Here is a 25904-nt window from a genome sequence, read left to right as displayed (position 1 = left end):
AACGCCCGGCTGGTTCAGGGAGTAGCGTTAGCTGCTCCCTGAACCAGCCGGGCGTTCGACATTCTATCGCTCATCACACCGCAGCGGGTACCCGAATCACTCACCCGACCGCGATCCCGCCCAGAATGTCCCCGGGCAGCGCGTACGCGAGCTCGATCGGGCTCGCATCGATCCCACGGAACGCACGCAGTTGCGGCGCCCCATTGGTCAGCCCGGTCGTCACGATGTCCGCGATCCCGTCCCGGTTCACATCCGCCGTTGCGAGCCCGAAACCCGAATATCCCGACGACGGGTACGCTTGGAAGCTCACACGGGTCGAACCATCCACACTGAACACTTTCACGTGCGAGGTTCCCACTGCTTGCGTCACGATCTCGGACACACCGTCCCCGTTCACATCTGCCGCCGAAACTCGCACGCCCCCGGTGAACCCGTTGTACGCTGAGAAACTCGCCAACTGCTCCCGCGTTCGACCGGAGAACGCCTTGACGTGCCCACCCGGAGCCCCAGCCCCTGCCCCCGTGATGATGTCCGCGAACCCGTCGCGGTCCACGTCCCCAACGGCAACCGACACGCCACCACGGAACGCACTGTCGTAGGTCAAGAACGATGTGATCCCTTGTCCCGGGGAAAGATAAGCTCCCGGGAGATCTGGGTAGGGGGGAACAGTACCTTCAACATAAAGGGCCACGGGAGGTACTCGCATGGCCAGATAAAATACCTTGACGTGCCCGCCGGCGCTACCCTCCCCCGCTCCGGTCACAACGTCGTCGAACCCGTTCACGTCGCCAACCGCGACCGAAACGGCCCCGTTAAAGCCCTCATACGCCAAAAAGTTCGCGCGCTCCGCGCCCGTCGCCCCGTCGAACGCGCGCACGTTCGAGCTACCACCCGCGCCGGCGGCAACCACCAAATCCGCAATCCCGTCACCGTTCACATCGCCCGCCGCGACCGAGATGCTCCCGCGAAACCCGGCGAACGGTTCGACACGCAGTACCTCCGCACCCGTGCGCGAGTCGATGAGCCGGGCCAGGGCCGGAGCACCCGCGGGGCTGCCAACCGCGATCACCGTTCGCGCCCCAATGCCCGGGGCGACCATCAGAGAAGGCGGTAGAGTATCGCCCAGAAGAGATATTTCAGTGGGGGGAGGGTACAGAGTCGACGGGTCGTCATACGGAACGGCGATGCTTAGGTTCGCGGGCGTCAGGCGGTTTTCGAGGGACTCGATCCCGAGGCGCGTCTTCGGCCGTGACGGGTTGAAACGAGACAAGGCGACCTCACTTGGCTAACTGGTGACTAAGAGAGACACTACTGTAGATTCGGACATATTCGAGCACAAGATCAGTAGTGCGTTCATCGACTTTCAAATCCGCCAATTGTGGCACCTTACTCCCGATCGATTACAAGATCGAAATTGTATTAATCACAATTCCCGGTGGAACTCGGTACGAAACACCTGTCGCTGCGGTTTGAGATAATGCCCGGGTACGGGGAACTTGCGCTGCGCAAAACGAAGTGTGCCATGAATCAGACGCGAAACCGAGCGCCGTCCCACACGGTAATCCGACGTTTCGCGTGCGCCGAATTAAACGCGCGCGACGATTTTTACCGAATGTGGCGGGTTCCCTGCGGAAGCTCGGGGTTCCGCCCACTCGGGGCCGGGTGCTATCATTGAAGACCGTGACACCCTGGAGCCGAGATGCGCCATCGACTCTTCGCCCCGCTCGTCGTCTTGTTGTTTGCCCCGCACCCGGCCCGCGCCGCGGTGGTCGTGATCGGGAATTACACGGACGCGGAAATCGCGTTCCGCATCGCCGAGCCGAACGAGAAAGCGCGCGCGCACAAATTGCCATCCAACACGGTCGCGCCCGTGTACGTCACCGGACCGGCCGACATCACCTTTACCGCGAAGGGGCGCGAGACGAAGTTGCGCCTCGATGTGTACAACGCCTACCTATTCCTGCCCGACCCGGTGACGACCGTCCGGCTGGAAGGGCTGGAACTGCCCGGCCCCGCGCTCGAGCGCGACGCGCGCGCGGAAGCGAACCCGGTCCCGCGCGACCCGCCGGTAAAAGTGCCCGTAACACTGCTCGTGGACGACGCGGACCCGCGCGCGGACAAGCTCTGGCAGGCCGAGCTGCGCAAGCGCTTCGACGGGGCCGCGGGCGTGATCGAGAAGGCGACGAGTGTGCGGTTCATGTTGGCGGGCTTCGACACCTGGAAATCGGACCCGGGCGCGCAGAGCACGACCGACTTGCTTGACGGACTCGAAAAGGCAGTACCGGCGAAAGAGGGGACGCTCGTCGTCGGTTATTCGAGCCGCAAGATCGATGAAAAGGCCGACCCCACGTTCGGGGTCGGTCGCGGTCTGAACGGGCGCCACGTTCTCATTCGCGAATGGAAGCCGCGCGGCGAGACCGAGCGCGGCGAGGTGCTGGTTCACTTTCTCGCACAGGCGCTCGGCGGAGTGGGCACCCCGGACCCCGGTTCGGCGCTGCGGGAGAAACTCGGCAACGGCTACGCGCTCTACCCGGGCGCGGTGGTCCGGCTCGATCCACTCAACGCGCTCCTACTCAACCTGTGGGCCGACGAGCGCCGGCGCGAGCCCGGGGCTAACCTGAGTTCGCTCACGGTCTCGAACCGCGCGCGCATGACGCGGCTCTACAAGGCGCTCCTGAAGGCCGCCCCGGGCGATGCGCTCGCGCTCGCGTACCTCAACGAACTCGACCGCGACGTGGCGAAGATCCCGGACCCGCCACTCAAGAACCCGGACCGCCCGCCGGTGAAATCGAACGTGCGCGACGAGATCGTGCGAAAGGTGGTGAGGGCGGTGACGGCCCGCGCGAAGCTCAACGCCGAGGCCGGCGCAAGTGCTTTAAAGGGCGACGAACTCACGGCCGCCTACGTACACGCGGCCGCGGATTCGGCGATCCGTTCGCGCGGCCCGGAAATGGTGTCCGCGTTCCTGATCGCGCTCGGGGCCGCGCTGGACGAAACCGGCGCCCTCGCGGACGACGCGGCGACCGCCGGCGCCGTGGCGGGCGCCGAAACGCCCGAAGAGCGCAAGGAGCGGATCGCGGTGCTGGGCAACCCCACGCTCGCGGGGCGCCGCGACCTGTGCCGCCGATTCTTCCTCGGCTGCGCGCTCGGGGAACTGCTGCGCGACGCGGCCGAAGACGCCGCGGTCGGCCGGGCGCTGTTCGACTTCCACAAGCCCGCGAACCTGTGTTTCCCCGCACTCGCGGCCGAGTTCGCGGGGATCGCTTTTGCCCGTGCCGCGCAACAGGACGTGGAAATGGTCCACGACGTACACCGCGCGTTCGCTGCGGCCGATTACGTGCCGCCGATGAAGGGCCTACGCGACTGCCTCTCCAGGGAGAAGTTCGAGGAACTGTACGGCGACTCCAGCGACGCACGGTTCCTCGCCGTGCTCACCGACATCCGCAAGCGTCTGAAGGAAATGAAGGCGTACAAGTGAGCCGTGCGGCCGTCGGGCACGTCCCCCGCCGGCGACCGGGCCGCGACTCACGGGCGCGCGCCCAGAGCAACGGGGGCCTCGAGCACCCGGAGCGTTCGAGCGTCCGCGTCGATCTCGACGACTTCCCCGTGCGGGAGCGTGGCGTTGAACGGCGTGTGCCCGACCGGGTAATTGGTAATCACGGGCACCTTCCGGTGCCCGAGGTATTCGCGGATCACGGTATCGAGTTCTTTCTCGTCCGCCCCGTCAAACGTGCCCAACACGAACCCGGCGAACTTGTCCAACAGTCCGGCCAGTTGCAACTGAGAAAATACCCGGTCGATGCGGTACGCCTTCTCGCCGGTGTCCTCGAGGAGCAGGATGTTCCCGTCCGCTTCGATCTCGTAGGGGGTGCCCATCGTCGCCCCGACCAGGGTCATGTTCCCGCCCACCAGCCGACCCTTCGCTTTGCCGGTCACGAGGCCCTGGGGCTTCGGCCCGGTCGGGGGCAGAGGGACCGTGAACCCGCTATCCCCCTTCGGGTACTTGTCCGCGCGCACGGTCCGCCAGAACACCTCGGACGAGTACCCGAACCCGTCGTCGTCGCGGTACAAACCGTACTGCGGCATCGGGGCGTGGAACGTGACCAGCCGGCACTTCTTGGCCACCGCGAGGTGGAGCGCGGTGAGGTCGGAGAACCCGGCGATGATCTTCGGGTTCTCGCGGATCGCGGGGTAATCGATGCGGTCCAGGATGCGCGTCAGCCCGTACCCACCCTTGATCGCGAACACGGCTCGTACCGTCTTGTCCTTGATCGCGGTGTTGAACTCGGCGGCCCGGTCCTCGTCGGACCCTGCTAAATACCGATCCCTGCGCGTGGTCAGGGTCGGGGGCACTTTTACCTTGAATCCCATTTTCTCGAACCGCTCCTTCGCCTTCGCGACCTTCTCGGCGTCGGCCGGCCCCGCGGGCGCAACGAACGCGATCGTGTCGCCGGCGCGGAGGGCCGCCGGGCGGAGCCACTCCGGGCGCTCCGTCGCGGGTGCGTTTTTTTGGGGCGCAAGCGGGAGCGCCGGGGAACCGGCGAGCGCAACGAGCGCCAGAACCGGCAGAGAGCGGATCACGGTGGCGATCATGATTGTTTGGTCTCGGATTTCAGTGAGCCGGCGCGTCACTTTGCGGGCGGGACGGGCTTCTCGAAGTGCTGATAGTCCTTGAGCGATTTCCAGTTCCCGCCCCACTCCCACCCGCGTGCGAGGAACGCCTTGGTGACCGGATGGTCGGCGGTGAGTGTGCCGGGGGCCTTGGGGTCATATTTCGCGTCGGGCGGGAGGGTGATTTTGCCCTTGATGTACGGGTTCTGTACCGGGTTGATGTCGATCGCGCGCCCGAGGGCGTGCTTCGACAGTGACGAGCCGCCGGTCACCTCGCGGTAGTTGAACGCGGACGTGTTGTTCGCAGCCATCGAAAGGTCGTCGTCCCACTTCTCGTTCTTGCGGAATTTCGCGTGCGCGACCGGGACCACGGATCGGATCGGGAACTTCTCCTTCAGCGCGACCTCGAACACCTCCACAACGTCTTTTTCCAGTTCCTTGTCCACGACGAGTTGCCCGCGGTGGACCTTATCATCGAACCCCCAGTACGTCACGGCAACGACCTTTTGCCGCGCGCGGAGCTCCTTCGGGCACCGGCGGTCGAGGCCCTCGAGCGCCTCGTCTGCGGTCATCTTGCTGTCGACGATCGGGTCGGGAACGGTGCCCGCCGCCGGGTCCACGGGGGCGGGGCGCCCAATAACGGGCGCCAGCACCAGGGCGGCCCACGCGAGTACGAGTCCCGTTCTGCTCATCCGACGTCCTCGCGCGCGTACCGCGGTCACTTCAGGTCGATGTCGATCGGCTGGCCGGATTTCGCCTCGGCGGTGAGCGCCGATTTGTTCGGGTCGCCGTACTTGTCCGGGATCGGGAACCAGCTCTTGAGAACCTCCGGTGCGGCCGGGGGCATATTGGGCGGCGGCTTGTCGTCGTCGCTGTCCCGGCCGTCCCGCCCGCCGGCGGACTTGCGGGTCGGTTCGGACCCGGGCGGCGGCGGACTGGACACGGCCACCTTGACCGGCCCCGGGCGCACCCCGCTGACCCGGTACGTTCCGTCGGGCTGGATCGCGCCCGATTTCGGCGCCCCGGCGGCGTCCAGAACAACAACCGTTCCGTAGGCCACCGGTTTGCCCTGGTACGTCACCTTGCCGGAGACCTCGGTCGTCGGGTCACCGCACCCGGTCAGCGCGAGTAGTACCGCCATCAGAACAGTGGGTCGGATGAATCGAGTCATTCGGAGATCACCTCACTCATCGCGCGGGTGGACATCGCGGTGATGATCGTCGGGCCGGCAGAGTACTGGAAGAACCGGACCGAGCCGTCCGCGAGGGCGAAGTTCCCCCCGCCGGTGTGGTACGACCAGAAGTGGTACCCGTCGCACTGGCGCGGGGGCGAGGCCGGGGCCTGGAAGTACATCGGGAACGGGCACGGCCCGACCGCGTCGCTGGTCCCGAGGGAGGCCGTGTCAGCCGACGTGTACTGCGCCCAACCAATGCTGTCGAGGTTCGGCGAACCGCGCAGCACCCACCCCCACTGCAAGTCCGCGGTCGGGGGGCGCTCGGCGAACGCGATCGTGTTACTCAGCCCGTCGGTCACCGCCGAAAAGTTGATCTTCACCGGCTTCCCGGTCACGTCCGTCACGGCCACGATCCCGGTGTCCATGCTGAACCCGGCTGGTGACGCCTTCCAGTCGCTCCTCTGGCGCCCGGTGACGCCCAAGTAGCTGCCGAGTGCGGTCACAGTGGCCCCACTGGTGAGGGTCGTAGGCAGCGGATTACTCGGACAATTGTACGTCGAGATCACCCGCGGGCGGACGAGTGCGTCATACACGACCCGAGTGGGAATCGTCTGGTTAGAGATGTTGCCCTGTTCGATGTAGGGGAGCAGAACGAACGACCAGTTCTCGGTGTACCGGCGCGGGTCCGTGGACGCTAACCCGGCCGAGTAGTACGGCGGAAAGCGGTCGTTGGCATCGTGGTAGGTGTGTAGCGCGAGCCCGAGCTGTTTGAGGTTGTTACTGCACTTCATTCGGGCAGCCGCTTCACGAACCTTTTGCACAGCGGGGAGCAGGAGCCCGATGAGGATCGCAATAATCGCAATAACAACGAGCAGTTCAATCAGCGTAAATCCCGAGCGGGATCGCGGTGAGCGAGGTCGCATGGTGCGTACAGCCCCAGATGATGGGTTGAATTGGAGAGGCGGTTGGCTACTCAAAGCAAGTCTGATGCCACTGCCCTCTGATCCAATTACGGCCCAAAAATCTGGCTGCTTTTCAGCTAAACTTCACTGTCGAAGTGTCGAAGCGTCGGGAAATCGACACCCTTGCGTCGGCATTTCGTCACTCCTGAATGACGCGAGCTTCTTTGGCGGTTTATGAGATTATGATTTGATGATCGTTAGACTGCTCGTTCGCGTGGGATACGTACCCAACGGGGCGATGCAAGTCGTTCACCAATTGATGTTTACTCGGTTTATTCTCGATCTGCGCTGTCCGCGTAATCTGCGGTTCTTCGTTATTACTGTTCCCCGATCACTCCGGGGAACGGCCCATCAGGTACGAGCGGAGCTCGATGAACACCTGCGTGCATCGCTGGCGCCAGTTGCGGTCGGTGAGTAGCGCCGGGTGCGACGGGCGAAACAGGACGTGAACGGTGAGTTGGTTGTCCTTCGTCGGGTCGAGGTGGTGCAGGTGCAGTTCCACATCGATCGGGTTGGACGCGCGGCGCAGCCCGAGCCACGACAGCGCGCCGCCGGCCGGGGCCTTCTGCCCGCCGAGCCGGACCTTGATGAGCCCCGGCACGCTCTCCACCACTTCCCCGCCGGCGTCGTGGACGAACCCGCGGAGCTTCACAATTGCGATCCCCTCCGGCATCCACGCTTCCATGTGAAACGGGAGCGCGGCCTGTTCCCGCGACCCACCGGATTGAGTCAGTGACGCGGACGATGAAGGTGGAGGTGTGGTGATCGCGGACGCCGGCAGCCCGGGGCGCGAGGGCGTGGAACCGGGCATCGCCCCGGGCGCCTTGACGCCCGATCCGGGGGCCGGAATCGATACGAGGCGCGACCCGCGCGATTCCGCCTTCACTTGTGCCCGGTTCAGTGCCGTATCGAACCGTTCTGCAAGGGCGCGGGCCGTTTGCGGGCGGTCGTCGGGGTCTTTGGCGAGCGTGTCGAAAACCAGTTCCTCGATCTCGCTCGGAACCCACCCGCCCAGCCCCAGTTCCGCGAACGTGGGCGCGTACTCGGTCGCGTGCGCGAGCAGGATGTCCATGCTCGTCGGCCCGTTGAACGGGAGCCGCCCGGTGAGCAGTTCGTACATCATCACGCCGACGCTGTACAGGTCGCCGCGGTGGTCCATCTCCTCGCCGCGCACCTGTTCCGGGCAGATGTAGCCGGGCGTGCCGACGGCGAAGTCCACGTTCGTATCGGTCACCTTACGCGCGGTCGGTTCGCCCTCGACCAGCTTTGCGAGGCCGAAGTCCATGACCTTGATGCGCTCGCGCGGGGTGTCCGCGTCCACGATCATCAGGTTCGCGGGCTTCAGGTCGCGGTGGATGATCCCCTCTTCGTGCGCGGCCTGGAGCACCTCGCACAGTTCGCCGATGATCCGGCCGACGCGCGGGGCGCTCATGCGCTTGTTTTTCGCGAGCAGCGATTCGAGGTTCAGGCCCTTCACGTATTCCATCACGATGCACGGGCCGAGCGGGTCTTCGAGGGTCGCGTCGTAGAGCGTGACCGCGCCGGGGTGCTGGAAGCGAGCCATTAAGAGCGTTTCGCGCAGGAACCGGTCGCGAAACTTGGGATCGGCAGCGATCTGCTCGTGCATCACCTTGACGACGACCTCGCGGCCCAGATCGATCTGGCGCGCGAGGTACACCTTCCCCATGCCGCCCTCGCCGAGCTGCCTCCTGGTCTCGTAGCGACCCATGAATACGCGGCCGATCATTGATTGCGCTCGCTCGACGTCCTGGCAGGGACGGGGTGTGGCACGGAACTCTAGGTCGAAAACTCGGTACAGGCCAACGCAGTTGTCACATCCGCGCGATCGACTGATTCAGGCACGGGCGGAAGTGAGGGGACGCGCGAAGAATTGAGGGCGGGTCACGGGTTCCGCACAACTATAAATTCGTCCGATCTTCCAAATGTAGCACGAGCATTCACAGCGTGCGAGGCATTCAGCAGGCCGTTCCACTCGCCCCCGGTTCGCGGTACACTGTCCCCACCTGCCTCGAACTCTCCCTCGCTCCCGGAGCCCCCCGCGTATGCCCCGCCTCATTTCGCTGGCCGCGTTTCTCGCGTTCGCTGCACCCGCGTTCGCGCAGCCGAAGGGCGGCGGGCCGCTCCCGCCCGAGAAGGCCCTTGCCGCGCTCAAGATCGCGGACGGTTTCCAGGTGGAACTGTTCGCCGCGGAACCGATGCTGATTAACCCCACGAGCATCGACGTTGACCACAAGGGCCGCGTGTGGGTCGCGGAGGCGGTGAACTATCGGCGCAAAAACTTCGGCCGGCCGATCATCCGTAAGGAGGGCGACCGGATCGTTGTGTTGGTCGACGCGAACGGCGGCGGCAAAGCGACGGAGGCGAAGACGTTCTACCAGGGCGAAGAGCTGTACGGCCCGCTCGGTGTGTGCGTCGCGCCCTACGCGGACGGCAAGGGGCAGCGCGTGTTCGTGTGCCAGTCACCCGACATCCTCGTGTTCGAGGACAAGGACGGCGACCTGAAGGCCGACGGCCCGCCGAAGAAGTTCCTCACCGGCTTCGGTGGGTTCGACCACGACCACGGCGTTCACGGGCTGAACATCGGGCCGGACGGCAAGTTGTACTTCACCGTCGGCGACGGCGGCCTGACCGGGTTGCAGGCCAGCGACGGGAAGGGCAAAAAGTGGGTGACCAACACCACCGACTGCCAGAAGGGGACCGTGTGGCGCTGCGACGCGGACGGTACCAACCTGGAACTGATTGCGCACAACTTCCGCAACAACTACGAGTGCTGCGTCAACAGTTTTGGCGAAGTGTGGCTCTCGGACAATGACGACGACGGCAACCAGCAAACGCGCATCTGCTTCGTGATGCCGGGCGGTAACTACGGCTACGGCCCGCGCGGTCCCGGCCAGTCGCACTGGCACGAGGAGCAACCCGGGATCGTTCACAAGACGCTCCGGGTGGGACAGGGCAGCCCGACCGGGATCACATTTTACGAAGGCGCGCTGTTCCCCAAGAAGTACCAGGGCGCGCTGTTGCACTGTGACTGTGCGCCAGCGGAAGTGCGGTGGTTCTTCCCGAAGGCGAAGGGCGCGGGGTACGAGCTCACCAAGGAACTCCTCCTGTCGAGCAGCGACCCGTGGTTCCGACCCTCGGACGTGTGCGTCGCCCCGGACGGGAGCATCTTCGTGGCCGACTGGTACGACCGCGGCGTCGGCGGACACGGCATGGGGGACCCCACCGACGGCCGCATTTATCGCATCACCCCCAAGGGCCACACGGGGTACAAGGTGCCGGAGGTGAAACTCGACACGTCGGAAGAGATCGCCACGGCACTGTGCTCGCCGAATCTCGCGGTCCGAGCGACGACGTTCGCGAAGCTTCGCAACATGCCGCAGCTTCAAGTGAATACCATTCTCTCCTCTGCAATGCTCAACTCAAACAGCAACAGCACTTTATATTTGATCGCAGGTAAGCACTTGCGTGGAATCGTGGAAGTCGAGGATGTTGCGAAAGAAATGAACCTAAAAGCCGATGATTTTCTGAAGAAACTCACTGGAATTGGAGAAGGGTTCATCAAGAGTTCCGCGACATTCCGAGCGGGTGACACTCGAACCATTCCGTTTGCTGCAGGCAAATATGCGGCACCTGGTACGGTCGATTTTGAGGACCGCGTTCGAGAAATGCTTGTGGCAATGGCCGGCCAAGAAGAGAATCAGGGCTGGAAAAGCCCCGCCGTCTATCGTGAGTGCCTGATACAACTGCGATTTCTCAAGCCCAACGAAAAAGTTGTTACGTTCTTCTACACTCTCGCTGAATCCTACGACGGCCAGGACCACTTCTACCGCGCCGCCCTCAACATCGCGTGTGGAACCGATCCGAATCGGCGCGACGCGATCCTCGCGGACTTCGACAAGCACTTCCCGGAGTGGAACGATAAGGTCGCGGACCTCGTGTGGGAACTGCGGCCGAAGTCTGTTCTCCCGAGGCTCGGCAAACTGCTCGCCGATCCCAAGCTAACTGCCGCACAGAAGGCCCGCGTGGTCGATATCCTCGCCACGAGCGACGAACTCGCGGCCGGCGTCACGATGCTGGACGTGCTGAAGAGCGACGCGGCCCCGGAGATGAAGGCCCGCGCCATTGAGAGTCTGAAACTCTTCCTGCCGACAAAGTGGAAGACGCTGCAAACCGGCAAGGAACTCGCTTCGGCGCTCGACGCACTGCTCGCGAACGAAAAAACGACCGCCACCGGTCTCCAACTCATCGCTGCCGCGAACGCCGTGGACCGCGTCGACGCGGTGGCCGCGATCGCAAAGAACAAGGACGCCGCGTTCGACTTGCGCAAAGAAGCGGTTCGCACGCTCGGTAAACTACCGGACGATAAGAGCGTGTCCGCACTCATCGAGGCCGGCAGCCCGGAGAACCCTCTCTCGGTCGCGTGCATTCAGGCGCTCGGCGAGCTGCTCCCGAAGGGTCAGAAGGCGCCGAAGTACGCGACGGTTGCTCTCGATTCGCTCGTGCGTGGCATCAACGCGGGCGACCGCGGAACGCCCGAACTCAAGTCCGCGTGCCTGACGACGCTGGCCGGCAACCGCGCCGGCACAACGTGGTTGCTCGACGCACACGCGAAGGGCGATCTCCCGAAGGAACTGCTCGCCGAAGCCGGGCGCCTATTGCGGAACTCGCCCTACGCGGACCTCGCGAATCGCGCGAAACTCGCGTTCCCGGCGCCGGGCAAATTGAACCCCAAGAGCCTCCCCGCGGTCGCGGAACTGGCTCGGCGCGCCGGTGATGTGGCGCGCGGTAAAGCCGTCTGGAACGCGACCCTTACGGGAGCCGCCCAGTGCGCGAAGTGCCACATGGTTCGCGGGATCGGCGGGCAAGTCGGCCCGGACCTGTCGATGATCGGCAAGAAGGTGAGCCGCGAGAACCTGTACGAATCGCTGCTGACGCCATCGAAGGCGATCGCGGACCAGTACATTCAGCATTCCGTCACCACCAACGCGGACGTTACCGTCAGTGGGCTGCTCGTTTCGGATACGCCCACCGCGATCACGCTCCGCGACGCGAACGGCAAGGACACGACCGTTCTCAAGAAAGACGTCGAAGGACAAGTGCGCAAGCTGAAGACGTCCATCATGCCCGATGACATCATCGCGGCACTAAACGAAGACGAGTTGGTGGACCTCGTCGCGTACCTCGAAACGCTGAAGACTGCGGCACTTACGCCGGACAGTTTCCAGATCGTCGGTCCGTTCCCGGCGAAGAACATGGACGAGGCGCTCGATGCGGAGTACGGCCCAGAGAAGAGCGAATTCGACGCGAAAGCTGTGTTCCGGCTGCAACTCCCGAAGACGATCGGCGAGGCCGTCACCGGCGAGTGGAAGACCATCCGCCCGGACGGGAAGGGATACTTCGACCTCGCCGCGTACCACGGGAACCGCTCGACCAATTCGGCCTCGTACATGCACGTGGAGATCGAATCACCGAGCGACCAGGCCGCCGAGATCCTGCTCGGGCCGGACGACGGTGCGCGACTCTGGGTGAACGGCAAGGACGTGTTTTCTTCACGCGAATCAAAAGCTGCGGCGCCGGAATCGCAGAAGGTTTCCGTGAAGCTCGTGAAAGGCAAGAACACTGTGTTGCTGAAGGTCGCTAACGGCAACAACCCACACGGATTCTATTTCAGCCTCACCTCGGCGGAAGAAACGAAGGTCGTGCCGAGGAAGTAAAACGCGACCACCAATCTTTCTGGTCCGTCCCACAGGCCCGCGGGCCTGTGGGATGGTTCAAATACGCAATCACACCCTAGAGGCTCATCATGCGCTGTGCCACATACAGTCTCGCTGCCATATTCGCGCTCGCCGGAGGCGCCCGCGCCGAAGACAAGCCCGTTGTGGTGAAACTCAACAAGCTCTCCGCGCCCGCTCCGGCCGACTGGAAGAGCGAAAAGCCATCAAACCGGCTCCGCACCTACCAGTTCAAGTTACCGGGAGCGAAGGACCACCCGGCAGCGGAACTGAGCATTATGAACGAGAGCTTGCCGGGCACCGATAAGAACTTTCCCAAGTGGAAAAACACGTTCGTGGCCCCGGAGGGCAAGACGGTCGATGACCTCAGCAAGACCGCGAAGTGGGAGGTACCCGGCGCGACCGTGAACGTGCTCGACGTGACCGGTACGTGGAAGTTCAAGGAGCGCCCGCTAGACAAGAAGGAGACGCTACTCGAAGACTGGCGCGTGATCTGGGTGATCGTCGAGGAGAAGGACGAAACGCACCACATCCGCCTCAACGGACCGGCCGTCACGGTGGCAGAGCACGCGAAGGCGCTCGAGAAGTGGGTGAAGTCGCTGCGCTAGTGGGTAGCTGTTGGGCCGGTTCCAGTCCGGTATTGCAAGCAGGCATATGTGCCTGCTTTTTTGTTTTTGTGGGATCGAGTTGAGGTCTTCGTGGCGGTACTGTTGCGATCGAAAAGAAATGAAGAAGATTCGCAGAATGTGACCGATTGCCGGGCGGTCGCTGTGGATAATCCCACATCGAGCGGTACAAGATTGGTCCGCCCTGAAATCAAGAGGCGCGGTCGACCGCACTTTGAGGGCACAGTTCCAGGAACGAGGGGACTTCAATGAGTCGGGTTGTGTGGTACTCGGCGGTCGGTTCGGTCGCCCTTTTCGCGGTGGGTTGGTTCATAGTTGGAACCGCAACTCCGGCCCCCGTTCCGGCTCGCGCCGAGCCGGACTTCGCCAAGGTCGCTCAGGAACTTCGTAAGGATCGGCGCCAGTTGGCCGAGCGACTCATTGTTGTCATTGAAGACGTGTCGCTGCCCGAGGGGAAGCGGTGGCAGGCCGCCGTGACCCTGGGCGATGTGGGCGGGCGGACTGCCAACGAATACCTGATTGAACATATTCGGCTGCGACTGAGAAATCCCAACCCGTTCCAGAGCGAAGTTCTCGGTTTGGACGAGCCGTGCTACTGGGCACTGAGGACGTACCAGCCAGGGCGGGATGTGGACGGCGACGACTGGAACCTGGCCCAGGCAGTCCTTCGAGCGGTCGGGAAGCCGCGGACCGAGAGCGAATTAGTAGCCTTCGCGACCGTTCTCGAAGGCTCACTCGGGCACGGTCGTTACAGCGACAAACTGGTGCCGAACCGGAGTCGGGCGCTGGCCCTTGTGGAAGCCGAACTGGTGGCCGAGCAACTGCCCACGCAGGTGCCCGGCGGCAAGGACGAGGACCGTGCCGACCGGCTGAAAAACCTGAAGGAACTTCAGCGCATGCTCTCCAAGCCGCGCTGATCGGCTGCCCCCAACATGCACCGTGGTGCCGGGCTTCTGTAACTTCTTGGCGACGCGGATCAAATCATTTGTATCCGCTTGTTCACTTGCGTATAATTGGGGTGGCTATTGAGCTAAACAAACCGTGGAGCACTTTGTGTTTTTGGACCGAGTAGTGGTTGGAGACCTTGGGTGCCGTTCGGAACCACACTAGAACGGCAAATTGTTAGCCGCGTGTGGCTATCCGAGTGGCCGGGAGGAACAGCGTGTTCCCCGGAAGTCCAGAAACATCAACAACTTGTGCGTTGATTGCCCGGTGCCGCCCCGCGCGGATCGCGGAAGCTCCCAAAATGTTAGCATCTGTTAGCCGGGCGGTCACACGAAGACCCAATGAACCGCTTGGGGATGCCGGAAAGCGTTTGATTTCCGGGGTGTCCCTTCACTAGCCCAGCTATCTGTTTGAATGATTCAAGCGGTCCCGAACTGTCGATCGCCCGCGTCGCCGAGGCCGGGCACGATGTAACCAACTTCGTTCAGTCTGGAATCGAGGGCGGCGAGAAAGAGGGGGACATCGGGGTGCGCGGCTTGCAACGCGGCCACGCCCTCGGGCGCAGCAATAAGTCCAACGAACATCAGGCGTGGGGTACCGGTCTTCCTCAAAATATCGAGCGCCGCGATCGCGCTCCCACCGGTCGCGAGCATCGGGTCGAGCACGATGCCGACGTCCATGTCCGGCTTCGGCGGCAGCTTGTTGTAGTACGTCACCGGCTTGAGTGTCGCGTGGTCGCGGTAAAGGCCCAGGTGCCACACGGCCGCTTCCGGGAGCGCTTCGAGCATCGCTTCGGCCATTCCAAGCCCGGCCCGCAGAACCGGAATGAAGCCCACGCGGTCCGCGATCCGGTGGCACGTCGTTTCCGTGAGCGGCGTTTGTACGCTCACCGGCGCGAGGCGCAGGTCGCGCGTCGCCTCGAAGAGCAGCCCGCGCGAGATCGACGCGACCAGCTCGCGGAACTCCGGCGGCCGCGTGTCCGCGTCCCGGAGGCGCGCGAGTTTGTGTTGGATCAGCGGGTGCGTCGAAACATAAACGGGTGCGGGCATCAGAACGCCTCAAGCTCCGGGTTCGCCGAGTTGCTTTGCATCAAACGCGCCGGGGATCAGGTCGCGCACGGTCCACGTCACGACGTCGCCCTTGAGGTTGGCCAGGAGCACCTCGGCGCCCGGCGCGAACTCCCAAAGTAACTGGCGGCACGCGCCGCACGGGGGCGTCGGTGTCGCGGTGTCGGTGACGACGGCCACGCGCGTGAAGCACTGAAAGCCGTCGGCCACGCCGCGGAAGATCGCGACCCGTTCCGCGCACATCGTGAGCCCGTAGCTCGCGCTCTCGACGTTGCACCCGCGAACGATCGTACCGTCTGGAGTTTCGAGTGCGGCACCCACCCGGAACTTCGAGAACGGCGCGAACGCTTTTTCGCGCGCGGCAGTTGCGGCCGCGACCAGCGGATCGGTCACGCGAGTTCCTCTAAAATCAGCGGCTCGTCCGCCGGTGGCGCATCACCCACTTGGAACGCTTCTGCCAGGAGCGGGAGCGAGAGAGCGAGCTTCGCGTCGTCACGATAGTGGACATCGAACACCGCGTCTCGGGACGTGACGCGCTCGCCGAGCTTCGCTCGCACGATGATTCCGACCGCAGGGTCGATGGCGTCTTCCGCGCGGCTGCGTCCGCCGCCGAGCACCCGCGCCGCGATCCCGACCTTCTCCGCATCGATGGCGGTGATGTAACCGGTCCGGGCCGTGTTCACGTGAACGGTCGCATCGGTCGAAGGGAGGCGCGAATAGTCATCGATCACCCGAGGATCGCCGCCCTGTTGCTCGATGCACTTGCGGAACACGTCGAGTCCCGTACCGGTCGCGAGCGCCTCGCGCACCAGCGCTTCCGGCTTTGTGTCGTCGGGCGCACCAAAAGCGATCCGCACCATGCGCGCGGCGAGTTTCACCGAGAGTTCGGTCAAGTCCTTCGGGCCGTTGCCCTTCAGTGTTTCGATGGATTCGACCACTTCGAGCGCGTTGCCCACGAACCTGCCCAACGGGGCGTCCATTGCGGTGATAAAGGCGCTCACCTTCAGTCCGTTCGCGGTGCCGACCTTCACGATGGAATCGGCGAGCGCTCGTGCCCGAGCGCGGGTCTTCATGAACGCTCCGCGCCCGCTCTTCACATCCATCACCAAGCCCGAAATGCCTTCCGACAGCTTCTTACTCAGGATGGACGCGGTAATTAGGGGAATGCTCTCCACGGTCGCGGTCACGTCGCGCAGCGCGTACAGCGTTTTGTCGGCCGGCGCGACGTCCGCGGTCTGCCCGATCATGCCCAGGCCCACGTTCTTGAGCGCGGCGCGGAACTCAGTTTCACTCAGGTGGACGTTGAAACCGGGGATCGATTCGAGCTTGTCGAGCGTACCGCCGGAGTGCCCCAATCCGCGCCCGGACATCATCGGCACGATCACCCCGCACGCCGCCGCGAGCGGACCGAGTATCAGCGACGTTTTATCGCCGACCCCGCCCGTACTGTGCTTATCGACCTTCGGCCCCTCAATGTCGGAAAGATCGAGGCGCTTGCCCGAATCGGCCATCGCCCGCGTGAGGTGAGCCGCCTCACCGGGCGTCATGTCGTTCAAGTAGATCGCCATCAGGAGTGCGGTGAGGTGGTACTTCTCCCACCCGCTCCCTTCGAGCCGGGCGGCCGCGCTCACGAATGCGTCGATTTGCTCCGGCGACAGTGTACCGCCGTCGCGCTTCGTTTGAATTACATCGCCGGGTCGCATGGGCTCTCCTCGCGGCTCCGTGCAGCGAAGACAAGCATACCCCTTTCGCACTGGTGGGGCCAACACTTCACGTTCGGGTTGCCGGGCGCGTTCGGCGCCCCAGGTTCAGAGGGAACGCGAACGGTCCGGGATCACTCCCGGACCGCGTTGTTTTGCGCTTACCGTCAAGTTCGGACGGGTGACGAATAATAGACAGACGAGGGGTGGCGTGGACACGTTTGAGTCCGCTTGACCTCGGACACTCGGGGGCACATACTACCCCCACCCAAGCTGATAGTTCGGAAGTTGCGCCGAGCACGAAGCGCCGCGGTCTGAAGCCCCGCGGCGTTCCCGTTTCCTGGTGCGAGTGGCACGCGGAGCGCCACACGCTGAGTTACTTCTTCGGCGGAAGGTGATAGCCCTCCGTGTTCAGTTTCATGCGGTACACGCTCTTTCCGGCCGTGATGTACAGCACGTTCGCATCGGCCCCGCGTGCGAAACCGACGTTCGTGGGCACCTCGGTCTTGATGTACCCGATCTCTTTACCCTCGGGCGAGTACACGTAAATACCGGGTCGCGTCACGTCGCGCACTGCCACGAAAAGGTTACCGGCCTTATCGCAAATCAACCCGTCCGGGCCGTCTTGTGGGGCGTAGTCAACCAGTGTTTTGCGGAACTTGGCGGTGCCGTCAGAAGCGAGATCGTATGCCATCAGCGCCATCGCGCCCTTCTTCGCCGGCTCCTTCTTCTCGTCCAGCCGGCCGATGCCAGTGGTGCCGTTGTCGTTGCTCACGACGTACAGCGTCTTCTGATCGGGCGAAATCGCCACACCGTTCGGCTTGCCCGCGTCCGTGATGATGCGGTGAATCGTGCCATCGGTATCGACGCGGTAAACGGCCTGAATCGGCTGGTCCACGGGCTCGTTACCGACGTACCGCGGGTCACTGAAGTAGATGCGGCCCTTCTCGTCGATCGTGATGTCGTTCGGCGAGTTCAGCGGCTTGTCGTCGAACTCCCCCGCGACGATGTATGCCTTTCCGGTCTTCATATCGGTGCGCGTCAGTCGGCGCCCGCCGAAGTCCGCGCCCTCGGCCGCGAGCAAGTGGCCCTCCGCATCGAACTTCAGCCCGTTCGACATGCCGCTCGGCGACCGGAAGATTTCCGTTTTGCCGGTCTTGGGGTTGTACTTCCAGATGTGTCCGGCTTCGAGCGGCTGCTTGGCCGCCTTCGCGACGGGCGTGAACGTGATGTCGCTGAAGTACACCATCCCGTCGGGCGCGACCGCGACGCCCTCCGCAAGAACAAACCCACCGTCGAAAACCTTCTCCAGTTTCGCGTCCGGCGGCACGATCGGATCGGCCGCGCTTGCAGGGTTCGCTAGGAGCAGGAGCAGCAAAACGGTTCGTCGCATGGGGAGGCTCCGATGGGAGAGGGCCGAACTAACTGATGATCCGCTTCCACTTCGCTTGAAAACTGGGGCGCTCGAGCACCTCGCGGTTGACCACACCGCGCGGCACGCGCCCCTCGGCCAGCGCGCGCATACCGTCACAGACCACGCGCCCGATGTCGCGAAAGAGCTCATCCGTCCACGCGATGCTGTGCGGCGCGAGTAGCACGTTATCGAGATGTGCGAACGGGGGGGTGCGGTGAGCGGTTCGTTGACGAAGCAATCGAGGGCAGCGCCCGCAATTCGGTTCTCGCGGAGAGCGGCTTCAAGCGCCGATTCGTCTACGATTCCGCCGCGCGCGGTGTTGAGCAGGTACGCGGTCGGCTTCATGAGCGCGAGTTCGCGTGCGCCGATCAAGTTCCGCGTGCCGTCGGTGAGCGGGCAGTGAACCGAAACGAAATCGGCTTCCGCGAGGAGTTCGTCCAGGCCGACCGACCGCGCGCCGTGTTTCGCCGCGTCCACGGGGTTCACGAACGGGTCGAACACGAGCGGCGCGTTCATCCCGAAGCCCGCGAGCAACTTCACCAGCGCCCGGCCAATGCCGCCGAAGCCGATTATGCCGACCGTGCGGTCGCGGAGTTCGCTCCCCATGTACCCGCTACGGGCGTCCCACGACGCTTCGCGAACCAATCGGTCCTTCGTGCGGACGTGGTGACAAAGGGCCAGCATCCAGCCGACGGTCGCCTCGGCCACGGGGCGATCGACCGCGCCGGTCGCGATGAACAGCAGCACGTCGGCCGCAGTGCAAGCACCCACATCCACGCTGTCGTAGCCGACCCCGAACCGCCCCACCGCAAGCAAGTCGGGCGTATTGAGTAAGCTCGCAACGGTCACGCGCGGGGTCAGCACGATCACGCCGTTCGCGCCGGCGAGTTGATTCGCCCCGACCTCCGCGCGGTGTTCCGCGAACGATTCGACTTCAACGGCCGTTCCGCGGAACCGATCGAGCCCGATGTCACGGTACTTCGTGCTGCCGTCCGCATTGAAGAAGTCGCCCGTGAGCGCCACGCGGAACGGCTTCGCGTTTGAGTGCGGACCAAGCGCTCCTCGGACGGGTTCGGGGGTATGCGCGTCACACGAAAGGTCCGCACGTATCGCGCGGTCGCGCCCCACGGCCGCAAGTGACGCGCGCAGCGAACGCAGCAATAGTCCCGCGTCCATACCGAGGCCGACCGCGCGAAAGCCCTGTTGCACGCGCAGTTGAACATTCTCATCACTGGTGCCGACCACCCCGCAGTGCTTCCCCGCAGCACGGAGCACGTCCTTCATGCGAAGGATTTCGTCGGCGACCCCTGGCCCTTCCCACTGCCCGCGGTGCCCCGCCGATGCCGAATAGTCCGCGGGGCCGAACCAGAAGAGATCAACACCATCAACCGCACTCATGGCCTGAACGTTCTGTCCCCCTCTCACCGTCTCGATAATGGGCACAACGAAGACGTGCTCGTTCGCCTCGCCCGCGTGTTCGGCGAGCGCCTGTCCCCACGCGGTCGCGCGTTCCGCACCGATCCCGCGTACCCCGTCGAGCGGGTACCGCGCGAAACGCACGGCCTCGGTCAGTTGCTCCGCACTTTCAACCCACGGAATCACGACGCCATCGGCACCGATATCGAGGGCGCGCTTGATGAGCCCGCCATTGAGTTCCGCGAGGCGCACGAGCGCGACGGTTTCGCTCCGCACGGTCGCGCGGACGTGTTCTGCGATCTCTTTCCAGTCGAGGTGCCCGTGTTCCGCATCAATGACGACCCAATCCATTCCGAGCGCAACGGCCATCTCGGTGACTGCGGGTGAATCGAGCGTGACCCACAACCCGAACGTGGGTCGGTCGGAAGCGAGCGCGTTGCGAAGTGTGCGGCAGGCCGCGGTCTTCATGGTGCATCATCAGTGCGCGCGGGAGAGATGGGAGAGTGATATCCGCGCGCGGAGTGAGACGCAAGAAAGTAATGTGCGGAGCAATAACGAACCGGAACATTCAGCGATCGAGGGCCGCAGTGATCCCCGGAAGAATTGCGGCTAGACCCGTGTCGATTTCCTCTTTCGTCCGCCGTTGTTTGTCCGCGTCGGTCAACGGTGCCATAGCCGCAACGGGAACAGGGGCCGGAGCCGGCGCCTTGTTCAACAGCGCGGTGAGTTGCGCCACGTCCGCGTAGCCGACGTGCCGACCGATCACCTTTCCCTCGGCGGACGCAAGAACCAGCGTCGGGTAGCTCTCGATTCCGAGTGCGTCGGTCAATTGTCGGTGCTTCTGGGCATCAACTTTCACCGGGATGAATCGCTCGTTGAGCAGTTTGGCCACCTTCGGATCGCGGAACGTGGTCGCGTCAAGTTTCTTGCACCAGAAACAGGCTTCGGTGCCGAAATCGAGCAACAGGGCGCGCCCGGTTTCGGTCGCTTCCTTCCGCGCCGCCGTGTAATCGGTGCGCCATTTCACGTCCTGCGCGGACGCTGTACCACACGAACCGAAGAGGCATGCGACCGGCACGAGAACCAGGACGATGGGGGTGGAAAACAGCGTTCGCGACATGTGCGGCATCCTTGCTCGCGTTCCGAATGCGCGGGGGATACCCGCCCCACCATAAGCGCGTCAACCCGAACTACCGAGTCCCCGCGCATTCCCATCGGCGCGCGGACCGGTTACAAAGAAAGGTAGCTCTCCATGCCCGAAGGGACCGACATGGACCACGAACCGAACCCCTCCGCAAGTGGCGGCCCCGCGGACCAGCCGCCGCAGCCCGCACCGGAGGCCCTGTGCCCCGAAGAGTTTACCGGACTCAAACTCTCGAAGCCGAAAACGGCGGCGGCCGGGGCCACGGCTGTGGTCGTGTCGCTCGGGCACGTCTTCGGAACCGCCGGCATTCGGCAAGGGCTACGCGCGCTCACCACTCTGAACCAAGCGCAGGGCCTGGATTGCCCGAGTTGCGCGTGGCCGGACCCGGACGCCCACCGCTCGTTCACCGAGTTCTGCGAGAATGGCGCGAAAGCCGTCGCGTGGGAAGCGGACACTCGGCGCCTGACTTCCGAGTTCTTCCGCACGCACTCCATTGATGAACTGGCGAAGGAGTCCGACTACTGGCACGGGCAACAGGGGCGGCTCACCGAACCGCTCGTACTGCGCCCCGGCACTCGACACTACGAACCGATCAGTTGGGACGAGGCGTTCAAGCTCGTCGCGGAGGAACTCAACGCGCTCGCGTCGCCGGACGAAGCCCTCTTCTACACGTCGGGCCGCACGTCCAACGAGGCCGCGTTCCTGTACCAGCTCTTCGTCCGGCAGTTCGGCACGAACAACCTGCCCGACTGCTCGAACATGTGCCACGAGTCGTCGGGCAGCGCGCTCGTGCCCTCGGTCGGCATTGGTAAGGGCACGGTGAAACTCGAAGACTTCGAGAAGTCGCAACTCATTCTCATCCTGGGCCAGAACCCGGGCACGAATCACCCGCGGATGCTCACCGCGCTCCAAGCCGCGAAGCGCGCGGGCTCGAAGATCGTCGCGATTAACCCTCTAAAAGAAGCCGGGCTCCTGGCGTTCAGGAACCCGCAAGAAGTCCGAGGGATGCTCGGGTTCGGCACCCCGCTCGCCGATCTCTACCTCCAAGTCCGCATCGGCGGCGACCAGGCGCTACTCAAGGGAGTGATGAAGGCCCTCGTCGAGCGCGGAACGGCACTCGACCGGGTGTTCATCGCAGAAAAGACGGACGGCTTCGATGCCTTCGCCGCGACCCTCACCGAAGCGTCGTGGGAGCAGATCACCGCGCAGAGTGGCATCGCGCGCGATGCAATCGAGCAGTTCGCGGACCTAGTCGCGGCGAACGAACGGATCATCGCGTGCTGGGCGATGGGTCTGACCCAGCACAAGCACGCGGTCGCAACGATTCAGGAGGTCGTCAATCTGCTGCTGATGCGCGGGAGCATCGGCAAGCCGGGCGCCGGGTTGTGTCCCGTGCGCGGGCACTCGAACGTGCAGGGCGACCGCACGATGGGTATTTTCGAGAAACCGGCCGTGTGGTTTCTCGACGCACTCGGCCAGGAATTCAACTTCACGCCGCCACCGAAGCACGGCTTCGACACCGTCGAAGCGATCCACGCGATGCGCGACGGGCGCGCGAAGGTGTTCTTCGCGATGGGCGGGAACTTCCTCTCGGCCACGCCCGACACCGAAGTGACCGGCGCGGCGCTGAAGAACTGCCGGCTGACGGTTCACGTCTCGATCAAACTGAACCGTTCGCACCTCGTCACCGGACGCACGGCCCTCATCCTGCCGTGTCTGGGACGCACCGAGCGCGACACGCAGAACGGTAAAGAGCAGTTCGTCACCACCGAGAACTCGATGGGCGTGGTGCAGATGTCGCGCGGGTCGCTCGTGCCGGCATCGCCCCACTTACTCAGCGAAGTAGCGGTCATCGCCCGGCTCGCGGAAGCGACCCTCGGGGAGCACTCGTCCGTACCGTGGCGCGAACTCGCGGCCGATTACGACCTGATCCGGGAGCGGATCGAGCGCGTGATTCCCGGGTTCCAGGACTACAACGCCCGTGCGCGGCAACCGGGCGGGTTCTATCTGCCGAACAGCCCCCGCGAAGGTTCGTTCCCCACGGATACGGGCAAGGCGCGGTTCACCTCGCACCCGTTGCACGAGGTGGGCGTCGAACCGGGCCAACTGGTGATGATGACGATCCGCACGCACGATCAGTTCAACACGACGGTTTACGGGCTTGATGACCGGTACCGCGGTATCAAAAACGAGCGCCGGGTCGTACTCATGAACACGGCTGATATTCGTGCAGCCGATCTCACCGCGGGCGCCGTGGTGGACCTGACCAGTCACTTCCACGGCGACCAGCGGGTCGCCCGACACTTCATCGTGGTGGAGTACGACATACCGCCGGGCTGCTGCGCGACGTACTTCCCCGAAACGAACGTACTGGTGCCACTCAACAGCACCGCCGACATCAGCAACACCCCGACCTCGAAGTTCGTCGCGGTTACAGTCGCCCGCAGCGCGAATTGATTCCGGGCGAGGCCGCACTTGTTATTTCCGTCTGTAGCCGGCCTCTGTGGGGCCGGGCGCCACAACCGGCAGGGCTGGCCCCACAGAGGCCGGCTACAGAAGACAAATAAGTAACACAAGCGCACCCCGACGCGCCTGGGAGCGAGGGCGATTTGATGCAAACGCGGGACGCAGACATCCGCGCAGCGTGCGCGCCCGTTCGCGTTCTCACGCTGCGCAGCGACAGCGCGGGGACCGAGCGCGCCGACGCGGTCGCGGTTGAAGCGCCCCTCGAAGTGCGCATCGGTGGCAAGCCGGTGACCGTGCTGATGCGCACCCCCGGGCACGACGAGGAACTGGTCACAGGCTTCCTGTTCGGCGAAGGCGTGATCGCCGACGCGGACGACATCATCTCGATTCAGCGCCCGGCGGTCGCGAGCGACAGAGAGCGCGGGAACGTGGTAGAAGTGCAGTTGATGGTCTCGCGGCGCGTGTTCGACGGCGACCGCCTGTTCTACAGCAGTTCCAGTTGCGGCATCTGCGGGAAGAAATCGATCGCGTCTATTGAAGTGCGCGGAACCCCAACGCACTCGCCTCTCACCGTTTCCTCTGCTACCCTGACGGCCCTCCCGGATCGCTTGCGCGCCGCCCAGCCCGCGTTCGCGCGCACGGGTGGCGTTCACGCTTCCGGGCTGTTCACGGCGGACGGGGCGCTCATCGAGGTGCGCGAAGACGTGGGTCGGCACAACGCGCTGGACAAGCTCGTCGGCTGGGCGCTGGACCGCGGGGACGTGCCGCTCGCGGACCGCGTGCTGCTCGTGTCGGGGCGCGTCAGCTACGAGTTGGTACAGAAAGCGATCGCCGCGGGAATTCCGATCGTGGCCGCGGTCGGGGCACCGTCCTCGTTCGCGGTGGACCTCGCCGAACAGTTCGGCATCACGCTGATCGGCTTTCTCCGCGCTTCGGGCATGAACATTTACGCGAACCCGGACCGCGTCACCGCGTGAGAGTCGAGGGGAGCCGAACCGCCTCGCGCCCGTGGCCGAGGTCGGTCCGGCACCCCGGATTGAAACTCCGTGCTACTTGCTCCCGCGCCCGGCGCTTTTGACCTTCTTGGTCTTCTTCGGCCGCTCGGCCGCGACCGGTTCCACGGCCCTCGGCTTCACGGGCATCTCGCACTCGCCGTACTCGGCCGCGTACTCGCCCTGTTCCGTGAGCAAATAGGTCGCGTCAAAGGGCGCGGCGGCGGTCCCGGCCGCGCGCGTCAACAACCCCAGTTCAACCATTTCGGTCAAAAACGTTCCGTCCTTGGTTCGGCGGCTGGGGACCAACCGCAGCGCGCGCCCGGTCAGGGGCTTCTTGCTCCGCTTGACCGTTCGGAGGCACTGCCAAGTGAAGTGATTCACGGGAAGAAGGGGCATGAGGAGATACCGTATTAAGGGAATCGCTCGGCGCGGGGCACGAGCGACGAGTCGAGGAGTATTTGAACAAGCGGAACGCGGCGAAGCAAGAGCGTGTTGGAAATGGTTGTGGTTCCGTTACGTTTTCGGGCGCCGGGCGGACCGCCACGCCTGCCAGTCGCGCTCCACCGCGCTCGCCATGTCTTTCGCGGCCCTCTCGAACCACCCGCTCGGGAGCCGTACCACGTGCCGCAGCACCTCGGCCCCGGCCCCGGGCGCGCCCAGGTGGACGTTCGCCGTCTCCGCTCCCATCGCCGCTAGTACGCGCCCCGCGTCGACCTTCTTCAAGTGGTCGAGTTCGATCCGGGAGCACCGGGGCGCGAGCCGGCGAATCACCCACCCCCCTTCGACCCGGTAGAACGGGTCCGGCGCGCGGACCGCCTTCTCGACAACTTCGGCCAGTTTGGACGAACCGGTTCCCCGCGACCCCGATGCCCACTCGGTCGCCGGCGGGGCGAGCGCTTTTGCCTCGCGACACATCCACCCGCCGCGCCACTCCAAAAGTGCGACGAAGCGCGGGCGCCCCAGACTGCCCATCCCGGCGCGGGCACGGAAGCGAAACGCGGGCGCCCGGCCGTCCGACGGGAGCTCGCGAACCAGCGCGTCGCGGGCCGCGGCCGGGGGATCAACGACCGGTTCATCGAGCAACTTCGTGAGTTTGGCCCAGAAGCGAACCGGGGCACGTTCGCTCGCCATCCCCATCGTGCGGATGGCCGGGTGGTGTTCCTCGAGTACGAACGGGGTTCCGCCGGCCGCGAGCGCGTCGCGGTACCCGTCCAAAATTACGCGACAGGCGTCACTCGTTTTCATGTCGAGGGCGCCGGACCGGCGCGCGAGTCGGGCGCTGGTCGCGAGCCGAACGAGGTCGCTCGTGTACGGCAACGTATCGGCCTCGTCGAAATCGTTCACTCCCCAACACAACCGCCCGTCCACGTCCCGCCAGGTGCCGAAGTTCTCGACGTGGAGGTCGCCCGCGGCGGGGACGCGCGGGGCGCTCACTAGTTCCGGACACGTCGCGGCCCACACCACGGGCCAGCGGTAATAAGTGCCGCGGAAAAATGGGAACGGGTCGTCGGGATCGGCCATCCGCTCGCGCTTGTACGCGAGGTCCGGGGCGAAGAGCGGAAAGAACCGGGCGAGCCAGGCTTCGTAATCCTGCGTCGCGGTGACGATGTTAATCAACGGGGCCTCACTTT

19 protein-coding genes are annotated in these 25904 nt (G+C 64.5%); 6 read left to right on the top strand and 13 right to left on the bottom strand.

Annotated elements, in window-relative coordinates:
• Positions 1-100 precede the first annotated feature (100 nt).
• Complete coding sequence (locus J8F10_RS03185; RefSeq protein WP_210652436.1) at positions 101-1270, bottom strand: FG-GAP-like repeat-containing protein; 1170 nt, start codon at positions 1268-1270, stop codon at positions 101-103.
• Positions 1271-1699: 429 nt separating this feature from the next.
• On the opposite strand from J8F10_RS03185, the gene J8F10_RS03180 reads away from it, so the two are divergent.
• Positions 1700-3478 carry a hypothetical protein gene (locus J8F10_RS03180; RefSeq protein ID WP_210652435.1) on the top strand — a complete coding sequence of 593 codons (1779 nt, stop codon included), beginning with the start codon at positions 1700-1702 and terminating at the stop codon, positions 3476-3478.
• Positions 3479-3525: 47 nt separating this feature from the next.
• On the opposite strand, the gene J8F10_RS03175 is transcribed toward J8F10_RS03180, so the two are convergent.
• From J8F10_RS03175 to J8F10_RS03155, 5 genes are all read right to left on the bottom strand, one after another.
• Positions 3526-4593, bottom strand: a complete 1068-nt coding sequence (locus J8F10_RS03175; RefSeq protein WP_210652434.1) for a S66 peptidase family protein — start codon at positions 4591-4593, stop codon at positions 3526-3528.
• 35 nt (positions 4594-4628) lie between these two features.
• A complete protein-coding gene (locus J8F10_RS03170; RefSeq protein WP_210652433.1) occupies positions 4629-5303 on the bottom strand; it encodes a M15 family metallopeptidase in 675 nt (224 codons plus the stop codon).
• A gap of 26 nt (positions 5304-5329) precedes the next feature.
• Positions 5330-5782 carry a carboxypeptidase-like regulatory domain-containing protein gene (locus J8F10_RS03165; protein WP_210652432.1) on the bottom strand — a complete coding sequence of 151 codons (453 nt, stop codon included), beginning with the start codon at positions 5780-5782 and terminating at the stop codon, positions 5330-5332.
• Complete coding sequence (locus J8F10_RS03160) at positions 5779-6708, bottom strand: DUF1559 domain-containing protein (RefSeq protein WP_210652431.1); 930 nt, start codon at positions 6706-6708, stop codon at positions 5779-5781. The genes J8F10_RS03165 and J8F10_RS03160 overlap by 4 nt, the downstream gene beginning before the upstream one ends.
• Before the next feature lie 370 nt (positions 6709-7078).
• Complete coding sequence (locus J8F10_RS03155; protein ID WP_210652430.1) at positions 7079-8494, bottom strand: serine/threonine protein kinase; 1416 nt, start codon at positions 8492-8494, stop codon at positions 7079-7081.
• A gap of 316 nt (positions 8495-8810) precedes the next feature.
• Here J8F10_RS03155 and J8F10_RS03150 point away from each other — a divergent pair, with 316 nt between their 5' ends.
• The 3 genes from J8F10_RS03150 (at position 8811) to J8F10_RS03140 (ending at position 14043) form a co-directional block, all read left to right on the top strand.
• Positions 8811-12482: a PVC-type heme-binding CxxCH protein gene (locus J8F10_RS03150; RefSeq protein WP_210652429.1), complete on the top strand. Its 3672-nt coding sequence runs from the start codon at positions 8811-8813 to the stop codon at positions 12480-12482.
• A gap of 89 nt (positions 12483-12571) precedes the next feature.
• Positions 12572-13108: a hypothetical protein gene (locus J8F10_RS03145; RefSeq protein ID WP_210652428.1), complete on the top strand. Its 537-nt coding sequence runs from the start codon at positions 12572-12574 to the stop codon at positions 13106-13108.
• A 266-nt stretch (positions 13109-13374) separates the two neighbouring features.
• Entirely contained in the window at positions 13375-14043 is a 669-nt protein-coding gene (locus J8F10_RS03140; protein WP_210652427.1) for a hypothetical protein, read from the top strand.
• Between the two features lie 447 nt (positions 14044-14490).
• On the opposite strand, the gene upp is transcribed toward J8F10_RS03140, so the two are convergent.
• The 5 genes from upp to J8F10_RS03115 all read right to left on the bottom strand — a co-directional run bounded on the left by upp (position 14491) and on the right by J8F10_RS03115 (position 20788).
• Positions 14491-15120 (bottom strand): uracil phosphoribosyltransferase, encoded by a 630-nt coding sequence (upp, locus tag J8F10_RS03135; protein WP_210652426.1) that lies wholly within the window; start codon positions 15118-15120, stop codon positions 14491-14493.
• A gap of 9 nt (positions 15121-15129) precedes the next feature.
• Positions 15130-15531, bottom strand: coding sequence for a cytidine deaminase (locus J8F10_RS03130; protein WP_210652425.1), 402 nt, complete (start codon positions 15529-15531; stop codon positions 15130-15132).
• Complete coding sequence (locus tag J8F10_RS03125; protein WP_210652424.1) at positions 15528-16841, bottom strand: thymidine phosphorylase; 1314 nt, start codon at positions 16839-16841, stop codon at positions 15528-15530. The genes J8F10_RS03130 and J8F10_RS03125 overlap by 4 nt, the downstream gene beginning before the upstream one ends.
• A 373-nt stretch (positions 16842-17214) precedes the next feature.
• Positions 17215-20136: an aldolase/citrate lyase family protein gene (locus tag J8F10_RS03120; protein WP_210652423.1), complete on the bottom strand. Its 2922-nt coding sequence runs from the start codon at positions 20134-20136 to the stop codon at positions 17215-17217.
• A 100-nt stretch (positions 20137-20236) separates the two neighbouring features.
• Entirely contained in the window at positions 20237-20788 is a 552-nt protein-coding gene (locus J8F10_RS03115; protein ID WP_210652422.1) for a thioredoxin family protein, read from the bottom strand.
• A gap of 132 nt (positions 20789-20920) precedes the next feature.
• Here J8F10_RS03115 and J8F10_RS03110 point away from each other — a divergent pair, with 132 nt between their 5' ends.
• Both J8F10_RS03110 and fdhD read left to right on the top strand, forming a co-directional pair.
• Positions 20921-23269 carry an FdhF/YdeP family oxidoreductase gene (locus J8F10_RS03110; RefSeq protein ID WP_246522833.1) on the top strand — a complete coding sequence of 783 codons (2349 nt, stop codon included), beginning with the start codon at positions 20921-20923 and terminating at the stop codon, positions 23267-23269.
• A gap of 155 nt (positions 23270-23424) precedes the next feature.
• Positions 23425-24255 (top strand): formate dehydrogenase accessory sulfurtransferase FdhD, encoded by an 831-nt coding sequence (gene fdhD / locus J8F10_RS03105; protein ID WP_210652421.1) that lies wholly within the window; start codon positions 23425-23427, stop codon positions 24253-24255.
• Positions 24256-24327: 72 nt separating this feature from the next.
• On the opposite strand, the gene J8F10_RS03100 is transcribed toward fdhD, so the two are convergent.
• Both J8F10_RS03100 and J8F10_RS03095 read right to left on the bottom strand, forming a co-directional pair.
• Entirely contained in the window at positions 24328-24669 is a 342-nt protein-coding gene (locus tag J8F10_RS03100; protein ID WP_210652420.1) for a hypothetical protein, read from the bottom strand.
• 117 nt (positions 24670-24786) lie between these two features.
• On the bottom strand, positions 24787-25890 hold the full coding sequence (locus J8F10_RS03095; RefSeq protein WP_210652419.1) for a DUF2252 family protein: 1104 nt from the start codon (positions 25888-25890) through the stop codon (positions 24787-24789).
• Positions 25891-25904: the final 14 nt, after the last annotated feature.

Origin of the sequence: Gemmata palustris (assembly GCF_017939745.1) — a bacterium.
GTDB lineage: Bacteria > Planctomycetota > Planctomycetia > Gemmatales > Gemmataceae > Gemmata > Gemmata palustris.
This window is presented reverse-complemented; position numbering and strand designations above follow the sequence as displayed.